Annotated in this window: 12 protein-coding genes and 1 pseudogene; 8 read left to right on the forward strand and 5 right to left on the reverse strand. The window is 40.8% G+C overall.

Annotation, left to right across the window (positions count from 1 at the left end; all coding sequences use genetic code 11):
• Nucleotides 1-77: 77 nt before the first annotated feature.
• A pseudogene (locus QUD05_RS20260) lies at nt 78-355 on the reverse strand (hypothetical protein).
• 1,558 nt (nt 356-1,913) lie between these two features.
• On the opposite strand from QUD05_RS20260, the gene QUD05_RS20265 reads away from it, so the two are divergent.
• The 8 genes from QUD05_RS20265 to QUD05_RS20295 all read left to right on the forward strand — a co-directional run bounded on the left by QUD05_RS20265 (nt 1,914) and on the right by QUD05_RS20295 (nt 10,794).
• Entirely contained in the window at nt 1,914-3,122 is a 1,209-nt protein-coding gene (locus QUD05_RS20265; RefSeq protein WP_289797636.1) for an ABC exporter membrane fusion protein, read from the forward strand.
• Nucleotides 3,123-3,195: 73 nt separating this feature from the next.
• On the forward strand, nt 3,196-4,374 hold the full coding sequence (gene devC, locus QUD05_RS20270; protein ID WP_289800026.1) for an ABC transporter permease DevC: 1,179 nt from the start codon (nt 3,196-3,198) through the stop codon (nt 4,372-4,374).
• Between the two features lie 157 nt (nt 4,375-4,531).
• Complete coding sequence (locus QUD05_RS34120) at nt 4,532-5,125, forward strand: NAD-dependent epimerase/dehydratase family protein (protein ID WP_354666143.1); 594 nt, start codon at nt 4,532-4,534, stop codon at nt 5,123-5,125.
• Nucleotides 5,091-5,537: an NAD-dependent epimerase/dehydratase family protein gene (locus QUD05_RS34125; RefSeq protein WP_354666144.1), complete on the forward strand. Its 447-nt coding sequence runs from the start codon at nt 5,091-5,093 to the stop codon at nt 5,535-5,537. The genes QUD05_RS34120 and QUD05_RS34125 overlap by 35 nt, the downstream gene beginning before the upstream one ends.
• Nucleotides 5,538-5,768: 231 nt before the next feature.
• The gene (locus QUD05_RS20280) at nt 5,769-6,752 is read left to right on the forward strand and encodes a glycosyltransferase family 2 protein (RefSeq protein WP_289797637.1); all 984 of its coding nucleotides are present in this window, start codon (nt 5,769-5,771) and stop codon (nt 6,750-6,752) included.
• A 232-nt stretch (nt 6,753-6,984) separates the two neighbouring features.
• Nucleotides 6,985-7,443 (forward strand): DUF2141 domain-containing protein, encoded by a 459-nt coding sequence (locus tag QUD05_RS20285; protein ID WP_289797638.1) that lies wholly within the window; start codon nt 6,985-6,987, stop codon nt 7,441-7,443.
• Between the two features lie 210 nt (nt 7,444-7,653).
• A complete protein-coding gene (locus tag QUD05_RS20290; protein ID WP_289797639.1) occupies nt 7,654-8,940 on the forward strand; it encodes a glycosyltransferase family 2 protein in 1,287 nt (428 codons plus the stop codon).
• Nucleotides 8,941-9,516: 576 nt separating this feature from the next.
• Nucleotides 9,517-10,794, forward strand: a complete 1,278-nt coding sequence (locus tag QUD05_RS20295) for a glycosyltransferase (RefSeq protein ID WP_289797640.1) — start codon at nt 9,517-9,519, stop codon at nt 10,792-10,794.
• Nucleotides 10,795-11,002: 208 nt separating this feature from the next.
• On the opposite strand, the gene QUD05_RS20300 is transcribed toward QUD05_RS20295, so the two are convergent.
• From QUD05_RS20300 to QUD05_RS20315, 4 genes are all read right to left on the reverse strand, one after another.
• On the reverse strand, nt 11,003-11,644 hold the full coding sequence (locus tag QUD05_RS20300; protein WP_289797641.1) for a Uma2 family endonuclease: 642 nt from the start codon (nt 11,642-11,644) through the stop codon (nt 11,003-11,005).
• 88 nt (nt 11,645-11,732) lie between these two features.
• The gene (locus tag QUD05_RS20305) at nt 11,733-12,257 is read right to left on the reverse strand and encodes a DUF2085 domain-containing protein (RefSeq protein ID WP_289797642.1); all 525 of its coding nucleotides are present in this window, start codon (nt 12,255-12,257) and stop codon (nt 11,733-11,735) included.
• A gap of 34 nt (nt 12,258-12,291) precedes the next feature.
• Nucleotides 12,292-14,403, reverse strand: a complete 2,112-nt coding sequence (gene argZ, locus QUD05_RS20310) for a bifunctional arginine dihydrolase/ornithine cyclodeaminase (protein ID WP_289797643.1) — start codon at nt 14,401-14,403, stop codon at nt 12,292-12,294.
• Nucleotides 14,404-14,946: 543 nt separating this feature from the next.
• The gene (locus QUD05_RS20315; protein ID WP_289797644.1) at nt 14,947-16,578 is read right to left on the reverse strand and encodes a DUF1565 domain-containing protein; all 1,632 of its coding nucleotides are present in this window, start codon (nt 16,576-16,578) and stop codon (nt 14,947-14,949) included.
• Between the last annotated feature and the right edge of the window lie 30 nt (nt 16,579-16,608).

Consider the following 16,608-nt stretch of genomic DNA (forward strand, 5'->3'; position numbering starts at 1 on the left):
AGGGAAAAACCTGATGTTTTCAGGCGGCTTTGGCACACTGCGTAGGCGTAGCCCGTCGTAGACATCGCACAAAAATGTTATCCAACGCTAGACTCTTGAAATTGTGGCAATAGGTCAAAGACGTTGTTAAAACTGGTAAAATAGTTTTGGAGTGTAATAGCTGCTTGACCAGTGAATTTAATCCATTTGTAATGGTAAAGATTTTGAGTAATGGTATCCTACTGGGTGATGGGAACTGAGGAGTAGCTAAGAGAACAGAAACGTTTTTNNNNCCCAAAAGCATTTGATTATCTAGGCTAACCACAGCAACATAGCTGTTGTGAATGACAACGTTCTGTATCTTGTTCAATGTCATAGCCAGTTTCAACGTCCGGGATAATATATTTTATGCTATTTAAACCAGGAAAGTTGACAAGCTTGTTACACAAAAGACACCACCTTGAATCCGAATTTATGTAACTTGAACAAGTAATGAAACGGTCACAAGGTAATGACAAAGCAGTTATCTTTAGTTATTTTTAATTTAAAAATCTCAATTAAATAACTAGTTTGTTTAACTACTTTAAAGCATTGAATTAATAAAAATACTAGCATATTTTACAGAAACTAAATCATTTCTTTAAAGTTATTTCATAAACAAACATCAACAATTACTGATGTTAATTTGAATAAAAATAAGCAAAAAAGTATAATTTATGACTCTATAAATGTATGAGATATTTTGTTATCTACGTGTTAGCCATAAGTTTGTGCTGAATTAAGTTAACAATGAAAATCTGTTGTCTAGTAAATCACAATTGAATGAATACATAGATGAATTAAATATCCATAAGTATTTTTTCTCAGAGAAACATCATAATTTAGTCAAAGTTTTTGGTTATTTTTCAATATAAGTCAAGTTAAAAAGCAAGGTGGTTATTTATAAAGCAAATATTAATTTTTAGTATGTTACTTGATAAACATAATCGTGATTGCATCAGTTAGGGCGAATAGAATTCGCGGCTACACAAACAAAGTCCGCGGAGGCGGACTTGAAAAGTATTTCTCTGTGACTTTAGGCACNTTTAGATCCCCCCTAACCCCCCTTAAAAAGGGGGGAACCGGAGTAAAAGTCCCCCTTTTCAAGGGGGATTTAGGGGGATCTAAAACTTTTGATACCAATAAGAGGACTTTTCAAACATCCTCTAAGAAAAATTGAGTGTTTTAATCCCACGGAGGTGGGTTTTGTTTGTGTAGACGCGGTTTCTAACCGCCCTTTTAACTAGGTATTTTTAGATGTATGTTAACGTAACTCACCAAAGGTATAACTTCATGCATTGAATTAGTAGAATCGAAAGCAATAATAATGTCTTATAGTACACAACCTTGCTAATAATAATCTGTTAGTAATATCAAATCTGCTTAATAACTAAATATCTGTTGGTATTCAATTGCTAAACAAGAGATTAGTGACAAGTAACTTTTGCAGCATCTCATCTTACTGGGATGAAATAATTTAGTGAGAGAATCAGGATTTATGCAAAGCTTTTTGGTTGACAAAAATCAAATTTTACGCCATACTTAATGACAAGTTTATCCANATTTTAAGTTCATTTTTATTAGCGCTTCGTTGTTCTNNNGAGTTAAGTTTTCTGGTTAGCGCTATTGTATTTTACGCTACTGGATTAGATGTCAAATTAGGATATAACTTAGGAAGCTTTGAAGTAACNACTCCATTAATTTTCACGCCACAATAGTAACTTTGGGCGGTAGAAGCGTAGAACAATTCATATAAAACCAATTTAGATCCATCCACATTATTAAGGTAGAAACCCTAGAGGCAAAATCCTCTTGGTAATTTGCGGATGAGTCTATATCTAATCGACTAAATATAACCAGGCTATCTCCTAAAAAAGCAGAATTGGAATGAAAATATGGCAGTAAATAAAGAAAGCCGATTATTCACAAAACCCGTAGGCCGATCGCAAGTAATTTTAGCAGCTTCTCTAACTTTAGCGGCTGGATTAATCGCTTTTTATAGTTTGGTACCGTTTTGGTCTAAACCAAAAGTTGAGACACCACCAGCAAATTCACCAAAAGCTGCCACACCTGCAAAAGTTGCTGTGACAGCCTTGGGACGTTTGGAACCAGAAGGCGAAGTTACTTCTTTGACTGCTCCTGCTTCCAATAATGGGGTGCGAGTAGATAGACTGTTGGTGAAAGAAGGAGATGCGGTTAAAGCTGGGCAAACACTGGCCTATCTCGAAAATTATGGTCGTTCTAGAACTGCATTGCAACAGGCTTTAGACCAACTGCAAGTTGCCAAAGCTAAACTAGCGCAGGTGAAATCTGGAGGTAAAACTGGAGATATTGATGCTCAAAAGGCTGTAATTGCCCGGTTAGAGCCACAATATAAAGGGGATGTTGCTACTCAAGAAGCGACAATTGCCCGCATCCAGGCGGAAGTAGACAATGCTCAAGCCGAGAATAACCGCTATCAGCAATTATATAAACAAGGTGCGATCGCGGCTTCTGTAGCAGATAGCAAAGCTTTGCAACTAAAAACTACCCAACAGCAGCTAGCAGAAGCTCAAGCCATCCTCAAGCGAACTCAAGACACATACCAAGAACAAGTTAAGCAAGCACAAGCACAACTCACCAGTATTAGCGAAGTGCGTAGTGTAGATGTTCAAGTCGCACAAACCGAAGTCAACAGTGCAACAACATCTGTTCAACAAGCAAAAGCCGACTTGGATTTAAGTTATATAAAATCTCCCATAAATGGCAAAATTTTGAAAATTCACGCCAAAACTGGAGAAGTAATCAACACCAACAAAGGATTTGCTGAAATCGGTAAAACATCTCAAATGTATGTGATTGCAGAGGTGTATCAAACCGATGTTCAAAAAGTGCGTGTAGGACAAAAAGCCACCATTAACAGCACTGCATTTACTGGAACAATAAAAGGAACTGTCAAAGAAATTGGTTGGCAAGTTGACAAGCAAAATATCTTCAGCATAAACCCTGGTTCAGACACAGACCGCCGAATAGTTGAAGTTAAAATTTCCATCGATAATCCCGCAGATAGTGAAAAAGTTGCTCGTTTAACTAACTTACAAGTGGATGTCGCCATTCAGATTTAGTCAATTGGCAGATGTCATTCACCAATGACAAATGACAAATGACAAATGACAAATGACAAATGAAAATAAATCCATGAATTTTAAAATTCCTTTAGGATGGCTACAGCTAGCCCAGCAAAAAGTTCGTTTACTAGTAGCTGTAGCCGGAATTGGTTTTATTGTGCTGCTAATGTTTGTGCAACTTGGTTTCCAAGATGCCCTCTATTCCAGTGCAACTGCTGTACATCAAAATCTCAAAGGAGATTTATTTTTAGTTAGTTCGCAATATAAATCTTTGACCTCAAATCAAAGTTTTTCGCGGACTCGTTTATACCAATCTTTGGGGTTTGATGGCGTTGATTCAGTTAGCCCCATGTATTTGCAATTTGCCAAACTGAAAAATCCGGCTACTAGTGAGAAATATTCAATATATGTTATTGGTTTCGATCCAGGTAGACCTATGATGAATCTCCCAGAAGTGGAGAAAAATTTAGATAAACTCAAAATTCCCGATGTTGTGCTTTTTGACCGAGGTTCTCGCCCAGAGTTTGGCCCAATAGCTGAAAAATTTAATGCGGGAGAAACTGCACAGACAATTGAAATATTTCCCTACAGTTCATTAATTGGCTATAGAGTAAGAATTGGTGGTTTATTCACATTAGGCCCTTCCTTTGGGGTAGATGGAAATTTGCTTGTTAGTGACTCAACTTTTTTGAGGATAAATCCCAATACTCGTCCAGCAGATATGATTGATGTCGGTTTGATTTCCCTCAAACCTGGTGCTAATGCCGAAAAAGTACTAAAAAATTTGCAAGCAAGTTTGCCTAATGATGTCCAAGTTTTTACCCGCCAAGGCTTCATTGATTTTGAGAAACAATACTGGGCTGTCAGAACACCCATTGGTTTTATTCTTAACTTGATGTTGACAATGGCTGCGGTTGTTGGGGTGGTTATTGTTTATCAAATTCTTTACAGCAATATTGCTACACAGTTCGTTGCTTACGCCACTTTAAAAGCCATTGGTTATGCCAATAGCTACTTATTAAATGTGGTATTTCAACAAGCTTTGATTTTAGCAATTTTAGGTTATATCCCAGGATTTATTACTTCTGTTTTGTTATATAGCTTTGCGGCAGAAGCAACTAAACTACCAATAATGATGACCACTAATAATGCAGTGATTGTCTTAACTTCAACAGTTTTAATGTGCATAACATCAGGAGCGCTTGCGATTAACAAACTCCGCTCCGCAGATCCGGGAGATATTTTCTAACCAAGATAACTTGCTCAGAGTAACTTGTTAAAAACAAGCAAGTTTGTAGTAAGGACTTTAGTCCTTATTTTCTAAGCACTAAAGTGCTGAATACAAACTATCAAAACTAGCACTTTTCTTTTAATTCAAAATCCAAAATTGGTATAACCTTTACTATATGAACCTCAACAACAAAACCCTCCTAATTACTGGAATTAATGAATTTGTCGGATTGCGTACAGCCGAGTTAGCCATAGCGCAAGGGATGAAAGTTCGGGGACTACAAAGTTCTACAGAACAGAACAAACAATTACAGAATTTAGGTGTAGAGGTAATTATTGGTAGTATTACCGATTCTACTATTGCTCAAAAGGCTTGTCAGGGAGTAGATATCGTTTTACATACAGAGCAAATTGCCGAAGAAGCTGGTGCAATTAAGCATTTTCGTGAAGTCAATGTTGGCGGTACTGTCAACATGGCTAAAGCCGCTAAACAGGCTGGGGTCAAAACATTTGTGCATCTATCTAGTGTGATGGTTTACGGTTTTAACTATCCTGATGGTGTTACAGAATCCGGGCCACTTTCTGGCGAAAATAATCCCTACTGTCAAACTAAAATAGAAGCTGAAACAGCAGTATTAGAACTGAATCATCCTCCAGATTTTGGCATCATTGTTATTCGAGCTAAGCGATGTTTACGGCCCTGGAAGTATCCCCTGGATAGTCAGACCAATTCTGATGATGCGCCAAAAGTTATTTGCCTGTGCCAATGATGCTAAGGGAGTGATTAATCACGTATATATAGATAATCTGATTGATAGCATCTTTCTGGCGATAGAAAAAGAAACCTACGGTGAAATATTTAATATCACCGATGGACAAGAAACTTCGTGGAAAGAGTATTTTATGCGTTTAGCAGCAATGGAAGATTTACAAGCACCCCTTTCATTATCGAAAGATGAAATCAAGTTGTTTCTAAAGCTACGCGTTCAAGGACAAAAACTCTTTCGGAAAAAAGTTGATATATTACCAGAGTCTATAGATTTTATGACTCGTCCCTATGCTTGTTCCATTGCCAAAGCCCAAAATCTGTTAAATTATAAACCAGCAATTGACCTCGAAGAAGGAATGCAGCGAACACATGAATGGCTGCAAAAAACAGATATTCAAAGCTTGATGAAATAGTTCATAGATTTTTAGTAGTTCAGGAGTCAGGAGTCAGAATGGGCTAAACGCCCCGCTATCGCTCACAGAATGATTGGAAAATGAAACATCTGGGAGACTCTTGATTTACTTGAAATGATTCAGGTTGGTATCAAAGTATCCTGACTCCTGAATTCTGAATTCTTACCTTGCATCTACCTAACTACGATTAAGCGTAAACTAATCCACAGATTTTCCGAATACTTGTTTTCTATGAGTAGCAATCAGCCACGATTGAGCATCGGATTACCTGTATACAATGGTGAAAAATTTATCAAAGAAGCCATAGATTCACTCTTGGCTCAGACTTTTGAAGATTTTGAGCTAATTATTTCAGATAACGCATCGACAGATAAAACTGAAGAAATTTGTAGAGCTTATGCAGAGCAAGATCAACGTATTCGTTACTACCGCAATGACAAGAATATAGGTTGTGCTGGTAACTTTAATCGCGTCTTGCAACTGTCATCAGGTGAGTATTTTAAATGGGCAGCCCATGACGATCTACATTCTCCAGATTTTATCAAGAAGTGTGTCGATGTGCTTGACCAAGATCCTACCATAATCTTGTGTCACTCCCATGCATATTTCATTGATGAACAGGGGAATTTTATCCAAAATTACAATATCAAAGTCAAGGCAGATGCACTAAAACCACAGGAGCGCTTTCACGAATTACTGACCAAGCATTTATGCAATCAATGTTACGGGGTAATTCGCGCTAGTGCTTTGAAAAAAATACCGCCTATGGGTGGTTACGGTAATGCAGATGGAATTCTTTTGTTAAGACTTGGTATTCTCGGTAGGTTTTATGAAATCCCTGAATACCTGTTTTTCTTCAGAAGTCATCCGCAACAATCAATGAGTATGTTTTTCCCCAATTATTTGTTGTTAACAAATACAAATCAAAAATCATTCTTGAGTATGCTGCCTGATTTTTATGAGTATACAGTGTGGTTTGATTCAGCAAAGAAAGGACAAATTTTATTCCCACATTGGAGAATAATCTGGGAGTATATACTCTCTATATGGCGTAGTCCTTTGAGTTTGAATGAGCGGCTTTGCTGTCATAGAAGTCTACAACAGCAGTTAAAAGGGACAGAATATCTTTTGCTGAAAGATTTGCTAAGTGTGCTGCAAGTACTTTGGAAAGGTTGGAAAACAGCATTCGTTAAAGAAAAGCAAGTCATTTTTTGAAAGAGCCAGTTTACAAATAAAAGCTAGCGATCGCCAGCTTTATATCAACCCCAAAATCTGAGTTTTCACGTCATGTGGAAAAGCCAACGGAAAACCTAACCCCCAGCCCCCTTCCCTTGTAGGGAAGGGGGAGAAATCAAAGCCTCTCTCCTTGTAGGGGAGAGGTTTGGAGAGGGGTTTTCCAGATCCCGTGAAAAGTCAGCCCCAAAATCACCTATTTGACTACAAAATTATGCTGAAACTATCTCATGTTTTGCTTGCTACTTTAGTGAGCATCAGCTTTGCTAAAACAGTGAACGCAGAGCCAACTGCAACACTTAATGTTGTAGTAAATGGAATACATCACCAAAAAGGTGAGATTTGCTTCCGAGTTTATGCAAATGAAAAAGGATTTCCAATGAGTAGTACTAGTGAAGCTAAAAGTGGCTGCGCTAAGATTACTGGCACTTCTGTAAAAAAAGAATTCTCCGGTTTGAAACCTGGAACTTATGCTGTAGCTGTGGTTGACGATCAAAATGGCGATCGCAAACTCAATAAAGACTTTTTCGGTATTCCCAAAGAAGGTTTTGGGATTTCCAAAAATCCAACTGTGTCTATACAAACAGGTACACCAAAGTTTCGTGATGCCAGTTTTGTTGTAAACAAAAATACAACAGTGACCATCATCATGAAATATTCACTTGATTCGTAAAGGGAATGGGGAAAGAGGCAGGGGAGCAGCACTTCTCTACGAGAGGCTGCACTTCGACTACGCTCAGTGACCACGCCAACGGCTACGCTCAGTGACCGGGGAGCAGGGGAGCAGAGGAGAAGTTGCAGTAAGTTTTTCCCCTTTGCCTCTTGTGCCCCATGCCCAATCCCTAATTTCCAATCCATTATTCTGTCGGAGATTAAAAATTTAATGGAAGATTTGGCAATATTTCTGTCTAAGTCTTTGATGGGTTGGCTGGTTATTCAGGTGTGTTTCACGCTTGTCTTTATATGGTATCTGCGCTCGTCTAAAAAAAACTTATTACCAGACGATCAGTTACCCAAAACAGCAGTAATTCTTTGCTTACGTGGAGCCGATCCATTTTTGCCTAGATGTTTGCGATCGCTCCTAAATCAAAACTATCCACAGTATGATTTAAAGTTGATCGTTGATAGTCACGAAGATCCTGCTTGGAAAATTGCTAGTGAAACCATCACTGAGCAAGAAGCAACCAACGTTCAAATCAGCCCTTTGAGAATAGTACGTAACAGTTGTAGTCTCAAATGCAGTTCTTTAATCCAAGCTGTCCGAGAGTTGGACGACTCCTATAAGGTGGTTGCTTTAGTAGATGCTGATACTATAGTTCATCTGAATTGGCTGCGAGAATTAGTCAGTCCTCTAGGCGATGCCAAAGTAGGCGCAACAACAGGCAATCGTTGGTACGTACCAACAGGTAGCTATTGGGGTTCTTTAGTACGATACATCGGCAATGTATCCACAGTAGTGCAAATGTTTATCTTCCAGATTCCTTGGGGTGGAACTTTGGCTGTGAAAACAGAAGTGCTTCGCCAAACAGAACTGCTAGATAAGTGGGGACAAGCTTTAGGCGAAGATTTTATGATGCACGACATCCTGAAAAAACATGGTTTTCAGGTAAAGTTTGTGCCTTCGCTGCTAATAGTCAATCGCGAAGAGACTGATTTATTCAACTTAATAGACTATCTCAAGCGCCTTATCCTTTTTTCTCGACTGTATCATCCCCGTTGGTTGGCTCTTGTTAGTGAAGCTGTTTCTAGCATTTTGTTTCCGACTCTACTGAGCGTGTTAGTTCTAGAGTCGCTATTAGAGGCAAAATGGGAAGCTGCGGCTCTGTTGTTAGTCTGCTATGGAGTTTACACTGTCGGATTACTCTTGATAATGCTGGTGTTGGAATTAGAGATACAGCGAGTGGTTCACTCTAATGACCAGGCGATGCCTACCGGCAAGCCGTTCCACGTCTACGCCAAATTATCGGCTGCTACAATCATTAAAATGTTGATTGGGATTCCGTTGACACAGTGGGTTTATGGGTTAGCGATGCTATCATCCCTGTGGACATCAACAGTTACCTGGCGCGGTGTCAGCTATCGCGTTAAAGGGCCTTGGAATATCCGCTTAGTGGAATATCGCCCTTATCAATGGTTGGATCAGCCTATTAATAGCAAGGTTTCTCTTTGAATTAAATCGCTAAATATCAACTAGGGCATGAAAGTTATTACACTAAACATTCCCTAGTCTTCAAATTATATTATCTTATATTTAGTAGAACTATATTAGCTATAACCCTTGTAAAAAGATACGTTTTTACTTGTTGATTATCAAAATGTATTTACATTTTTAGCAAGGGTTTAGACAAATATATTAAGGGGAATTTTGACTCAATACGGTTCAGTTAAGAAGAATAGTAGGTTGGGTTGAGCTTAAGCGTTACCCAACAAAGCCTTGATAATGTTGAGTTACCCTGCGGGAAGCAAGCTACGTTCCTCAACCCAACCTACGCCAGTTGTAGTTTTTAGCCTTAACTGAACCGTCTTGAATTTTGACTTAGTATTTTGGATGTTTTGATAGTTTCAAGTTAGTTTTATAAACATCCACTTCAAAATCGAAAATTTCAGCTATTTGACAATGCGTAAATCCTTAGTCTAACTGTATTGGTGGGAATTTCTGAGCCAGATAATCAGGATGTTCATGAAACATTTGCTGCGTAAATCCTAAGTTAAAAACCAGCAATTTTGTGAAATATTCCCCTTTATTATGACTAAGCAAAAACTTCGCATTGCACTGTTTACAGGGTTGTACGCTCCTTTCTTAACTGGTGTTTCCGTTGCAGTTCACCAACGAGTTCGTTGGTTACTAGAGCAGGGACATGAGGTTTTTCTAATCCATCCGCAAATCAACGATCGCTACCCCAAAAATGTTGGCGATCGCCCCATGCCAGGTTTGGAGGAAATTCAGTCTTTCCCCAATTTCTCTGCTTACGCATTCCCCACAGAACCGCTGCTATTCTATAAGTCTCTTCCTCAACCGTTGAACTATCGGTATTGGAGTGATACCAAGTTGCTGGAGGAATTCAAACCCGATATTATCGTAGTTGAAGAAGCAGCACAAATGAGAGGTTTGTACTCATTTTTCTTGCAAGGTTATGGTCGCCCTATCGGCACTCAATACGCAAAACGAACAGGCACGCCAATAATATCACTCTTCCATACAGATATCGTTGCCTATATCAAATATTACTTTGGAGACCGATTCTTCAATTTGGTTCGTCCCATCGTTCCCATTTTAGTTAAGCAATTTAGTGAGTCTTATGACTTCAATTACTTCTCTTCTAAAGAGCAACTGACTAAATACGAAGAACTGAAATGCCAACGCGCTGAATACGTCGCTTATCAAGGTATCGATTGCGAAAAATTTCACCCGCGAAATATTTGTTACAACCCAATTCCCAACGATAACCGACCAACTCTGTTGTTTGTCGGACGCATCACACCCGAAAAGAATGTCAATCAATTGCTTGATATCTTTCCAATCATAGCTGCCAAAATTCCTGATGTTCATCTGGTAATTGTTGGTAGTGGCCCGCTAGATGAAGAGATCCGCGAACGTGCTAAAAAGTTTGGATCGGGCGTTACTGTATGGGGTGAGTCTCACGGTACAGAACTTCTAGGTTGGTTTGCCAGAGCGGATGTTTTTGTTAATCCCTCCGTTACCGAGAACTTCTGCACGACAAATAACGAAGCATTAGCATCTGGAACTCCTCTGGTTGCTGTTATTGCGCCGTCAACCTCAGAACAGGTATTTCCTGGTCGTAACGGCTTCCTTGCCCAACCTAACAACCCTACAGACTTCGCCCAAAAGGTAATTGCGATTCTGGAAAATCCCGATTTGAAAGCAGATATGACTAGACACGCTCGCCCCTCTATACTCGAATTTGATTGGTCAGCGTGTATGCAGAAATTTGAACACAAACTCTACCAAATCATTGAAGGAGCGCAGAAGGTTGAGGTAAGTACAAGCAGTATAAGAGGATAACAATCACAAACAGATCGCTAGTATTTACAGTACTAGCGATCGCTACTGCAACTTTTTGCACCAACGAGTTTTAGGATTATTAAACACATCCGACTTGCATTCTTGTCGTTTTAGCTAGCAGAAGTTGTGAGTTAATGATTTATCGAGGTCTTTATCTCTTTATCATTAAATGCGATCGCCTTTCAAAATCAGTCAAGTGGGGTTGTAACTATGTTATTAGACCTCCAGCTTGAAAAATCTGTTCGACGGTTAAATTCAATTCCGGGAAAGTAGGTGAGATAATGCTTATACCGCTACAGGCATCGCTACCTCGAAACTGCCTGACTTGGTATTCTCCTTCAACTAACGAGTAAATCCAGATAGTTGGTTGTTTAGGATTGCCTATAAACCGCTTACCACCTAAAGCTGCATAATCTATAATCCAGTATTCAGGAATGCCTACTGCCTCATAGTCTGCCACTTTTTTTAAATAATCATCTCTCCAGTTAGTACTAACTACCTCAACTACTAAAGGAATTGATGCTGCTTGGCTAATAGTTGATTCTTTTTTCCACAGAGGCTCATTTACTAAATTAGTCCGATTTAATATCAGCACATCTGGAGAATAAGCTGATTGACCTTCCAATGGTTTAATAAACGCTGTTTTAGGAATGAAGTAGGGAAGTTTTAGCCTCTTAATTTCGGCAGATATTTCTAGTACCAAAAATCCAACGACCTCTTCATGGTCGCCTTTTGGTGGTGCTATCTCAACAATTACTCCATCATGCAGTTCATAACGTTGTTGCGAATTTTCTGGATACCAAGCGATGAATTCATCGAATGTTACTAGTTTACGTAAGGCTTGAATCATAATTGATCGCCCTCAGCACTTGGTTTCGGTCATGCCGCACCCTTGCCTCTATCAGTTGGAAGAGGCTACTGACGTGCGGTTTCTAATTCTACAATTCATGCAAGCTGATTTTACCAACCCGCCACCCATGCAAGATTGGCATAGTAAACAATCCCCATGCCAAACCTGTAATCAACCCAAAAGGCGTAACCAGATAATTATTAAAACTCCACAAACCGAAAACCTGTGCTGCCAATTCCAAAGGATAAGCCATCATTAGCACACTAGCTAGTGCCGCACCACTCCAGCCATACTGACTTAACCAGTAAAATCCCTTACCACCAGTTACGCCATACAGCAGACGAGTAATCAGCAAACCCGTGACAGTGCCGTAGCAGCGCATACACACAGCCATAATAAACGGTGGTGCTAAATCTAACCCCATATCTGGTTGCGGACAGACATGATTACCCATGAAATAAATGATGTCCGCAATTCCAGGAAGCAAAGACACTCCAGACGCAGCCAAAAAGGGAGCGATAGGCGGGCCAAACACCATCCCTACCAACAAGAAATCAGCGATAAAACTGACCCAATTAATCTGCAACTCTTCACTGAAAGCTACTCTTGTCATTTCTCTTTGTCTGCGTCTTTGCGTCTACGTTTTCTTAACCTACCTTATTTACATAAGGACTTGTCAACTTATCCAACTGCTGAATCAACAGACTGAGGAATAATCCCACATCTGTCACCACACCCACTGATTCTACAGAACCGCGATCGCTTAACTTAGTCACTACAGCTGGATTAATATCCACACATACCATTTTCACACCAGCCGGGGTCATATTCCCCACGCCAATGGAGTGCAGCATCGATGACAACATCAAAATCATCTCTGCACCTTCTAGGTGTTTGGCATATTCCTCCTGTGCTTGAATCAAATCCATTACGGTATCAGGCAAAGGCCCGTCATCCCGAATCGATCCCGCAAGCACAAAAGGTACATTATTGTGGACACATTCATACATCACGCCACTTTTAATTGCTCCCGCTTCCACAGCTTTGGGAATGCTGCCATAACGGCGGATACTATTAATTACCTTCAGGTGATGGCGGTGTCCACCACGGACGGCGACACCCCGCTTCATGTCTACACCCAAGGAAGTGCCCATGATATTTTGCTCGATGTCGTGAACTGCGATCGCATTCCCACCCAGCAACGCCTGTACATATCCTTCCCGAACCAGTTGCGCCAAGTGTTCGCCGCCACCAGTGTGAATTACCACTGGCCCAGCCGTGACAACTACTTTACCACCAGCATCACGGATTTTACGTAATTCCCAAGCCACTTGTTCAACGACCAATTCCACGCGCCGTTCGCTGGAAACTCCCGCCGACATAAAGCTGAATTCTTGAGTGCTACGGACTTCCCGTGATTCCGTTTTGCGGATGGTGCGGATACCTAAAACGTCTACAATTACCTGTTCACCAACTTCTAAATCGCGCAGTATTTTACACCGAGCAACTAAACCTCTGGGAGTTTGCGTAATGGCGATCGCTCCATCCATTCGCTGATTTTCTACTTTCACCCAGTGACCATTAATTCGCACTTCTGTGGGATAAATGGTACTGACATAGAAATCATCGGGCGCTACACCATTTTGAATTACAGGCTCCAGCTTGGCATCTCGCTCATCATGGGGTAAATCCACTGCACCCAAATCAATCAACATTGAGATGATTTCTTCCATCACCTCATGAGATGGTGCTGATACCTTCACCTCTGCGGCTGAGGTACTTTGTCGTTGTTCTCCCAAGTTGAAATTCAGGACTTGGAAACTTCCCCCAGCATCTATAATCAAATCCAAGGCGCGGTTAATTAAGCCAGCATCTAGCAAATGCCCTTCCATCCGAATGATGCGGCTTTCTACCGAGACATTGGCATGAATTTCATCTCTAACTGGTTCCGTAACCCGCAGAGTTAAGCATTTAGCCGCACCACCAGCTTTGAGAAATTCCGTCAGCGGTGTTTCCAGCACTTGGAAACCTACATCTGCAAGACGGGTTTTCAAAGCATCACTCGCCTTGTTCATGATGACGATGTTATCCACATTCACCGTATTACAAGCGAAGTTCAGTGCATCGGCTTCTTCAATTGCGATCCGCTTTTCTGGTGCGACTCGCATTTCAATTAAGCGGTTGGAGTAAGAATCAAAAGCACCGGGATAGTAAAGCAAATAGCCATTTGCTAAGGGACAAAAGCAAGTATCCAGGTGATAAAAACGTTCGTCTATTAATCGCAGGGATAGCACCTCAATATCCAGCCATTTAGCCAGATAAGGGTGAGAATCTAATTCTGAGCGGAAACCGTATCCTGCCCATAACCAGCGTCCTTCCCGATCTAGGAGTGCGTCTCCTGCGCCTTCAAAGGGCAAATCTTTGGGAAGTTCATTGACTGTATAACCATTTGCCTCAAACCATTGTTTGAAGAAAGGCTCCTCTCCCTGACGTTCCTTGTGCAAAAAGCGACTGAGGACGACATTATCGCCCAGAACTAAGCCAGCATTGGCGGTAAAAACCAAATCAGGCCAGCCTTTTTCAGGTGGTACTAAGTCTACAATGGCGTGTTGTTTAAGGATTTGATGTAGTCCCTGCCACTGTTCCACGGCGCGATCGCGCGATGACTTGTGAATATTCCCTTCCATCCAAGGATTAATCACATAGTCCACATCGTAGTGGTCAGGAGGGCACATTAAAAAGCGAATCCGGGAAGTCATAAAAATCTTACAAGCGTTTTATATGCTACAAGCTTACTTTGAATACAGATTTTTGTTTTTTTACAGGTAAAATCTGCTACTAAAGCTTCTATCTTTTGAGAGTTGAAGACTTTACCAAGCCTTCGTTATCAATTCTATTACTGGAACATAGTAATAATACCAATTCAAAATTCCAAATTCAGAAAGCCTGATTTAATTTGGGTTTCCAGGAAAGTGGGGCAGGTGAAGACACCGTTAAAAGCAGTCAATATTTGGTGGCGATCGCTCAATACGCTTGCATTAAAGCTCAACTTTTTATCAAAGCCAATTTTTTTAACGCAGACGCAAAATTACCGTAGGCTAACGCAAAGAACGCATACTCCTACGGAGAAGCAAGCTACGCATTAGCTTTCGTAGAGAAGAACGCAAAGGAAGAAAAGGAAGAAATACTTAACTGAACTGATTGTCCTATAAATGATTTACTCCTCTGCTCCCCTGCTCCTCGGTCACTGAGCGTAGTCGAAGTGCAGCCTCTCGAAGAGAAGTGCTGCCCCCCTGCCTCCCTCAAGCAGTCACTATATAAGACGAATTGATCGCTGCTACACGCCCAGCATCTACCAAAGCTTGATACACGATCGCCGCTACCTCACCCCGTGTAGCATCGCGGGTAGGATTAAGTTGTTTCAGGTTTGGGTAATTGACGATAATTTCCTTATCTATAGCTTTTACTACCTCATCCTTAGCATATTCAGGAATCTTAGCTTGGTCATCGAAAACTTTGATATTTGCTGTACCATCAGCAGATAACTTCAGTCCATTCACCAGAGAGACAATCACTTGCACGCGCTGAATATTTTTGTTAGGGCCAAAGGTATTGTCGGGAAAACCAGAGAGAAATGAACCTTGATATGCTTGATCAATAACTTTAGATGCCCAGAAGTCTGCTGGTACATCTTTGAATTTGATCACCGCACGGTTGGGCGATGGGTTGAAAGCTTTTACCAGTAATGCAGCGTATTGTGCCCGTGTCATAGTTGCATCGGGTTTAAATGTGCGATCGGGAAAACCATTAACTATCCCCAATTTGACTAATTCCCGAATAAAACCACCTGCCCAATGATTTGCAATATCAGTTAATTCGATAGTTGGAGTTGGAGTTGGAGTTGGGGTTGGAGTTGGGGTTGGAGTTGGAGTTGGAGTTGGAGTTGGGGTTGGAGTTGGAGTTGGGGTTGGCGTTGGCGTTGGCGTTGGAGTTGGGGTTGGCGTTGGCGTTGGTGTCGGTGTTGGAGTTGGTGTCGGTGTTGGCGTGGGTGTCGGTGTTGGAACCGAACTATCTGCAAACTCTATGTTTCCGGCGACTTTAGACACATCTATTTTATTTCCTAGAGAAATCAGCTTATTGGAACTGACATTTTGCAAATCAAATTTACCGTTATTGCGTAGAGTATTGCCCCCTGGATTATTGATACTGCCGATATCCGGTAGAGCAGTTCCAATTACTGTGATCCCATCATCAGTATTATTTTCACTGACATTATTACGTAATACGGGACGGGCACTACCAGAGATGACGATCCCAGAACGGTTTTCATAGATTCTGTTATCTCGAAGGATTGGTGATGCAGTATCACTAATGGCAATGCCGAAACCTGTTTTAAAGTAGGTATTATTTTCAATTTGACCTTTAGAATTTTTAGCGATCGCAATTCCATTAGCTGCATTCTCACTGAACACATTACCTAGAATCACTGGGTTAGCATCGCCTGTAGCAAATACTCCCTCCCGCTTATTGTTGATGAAGGTGCTATTAGCAACAGTAGGGGCAGTTGATTCGATCCAGACACCACTACCACGGCTAGCTAAATTTGTTACAGTCACTCCTCGGAGTTCAGCTTTATCCAGCAGTACAAATGTGACATTCTGACCAGCAAAAGTACGGCTCAGGTAACTACCACTTCCTTCAATTAAAATACCATTGCCTTTATTGGCTTCATTACCCACCACTGTTACGCCAGATGGAATCGTCAACGGAAAGACTTCACCATTAGCAGCATTGTAATTACCATCTGCTAGTTGAATCTTGGTATCAACAGTCGCTACCTTGAGGGCTTGCGTAATTGTTTTGAAGGGGGCTTGTTGAGTACCTGGGTTGGTATTGCTGCCTGATACTGGATTTACGTAAAAAGTTTGAGCCATATTTATACTTTCATAAAATACATAGCTATC

The sequence above is a fragment of the Nostoc sp. GT001 genome (assembly GCF_030382115.1).
Taxonomy (GTDB): Bacteria; Cyanobacteriota; Cyanobacteriia; order Cyanobacteriales; family Nostocaceae; genus Nostoc.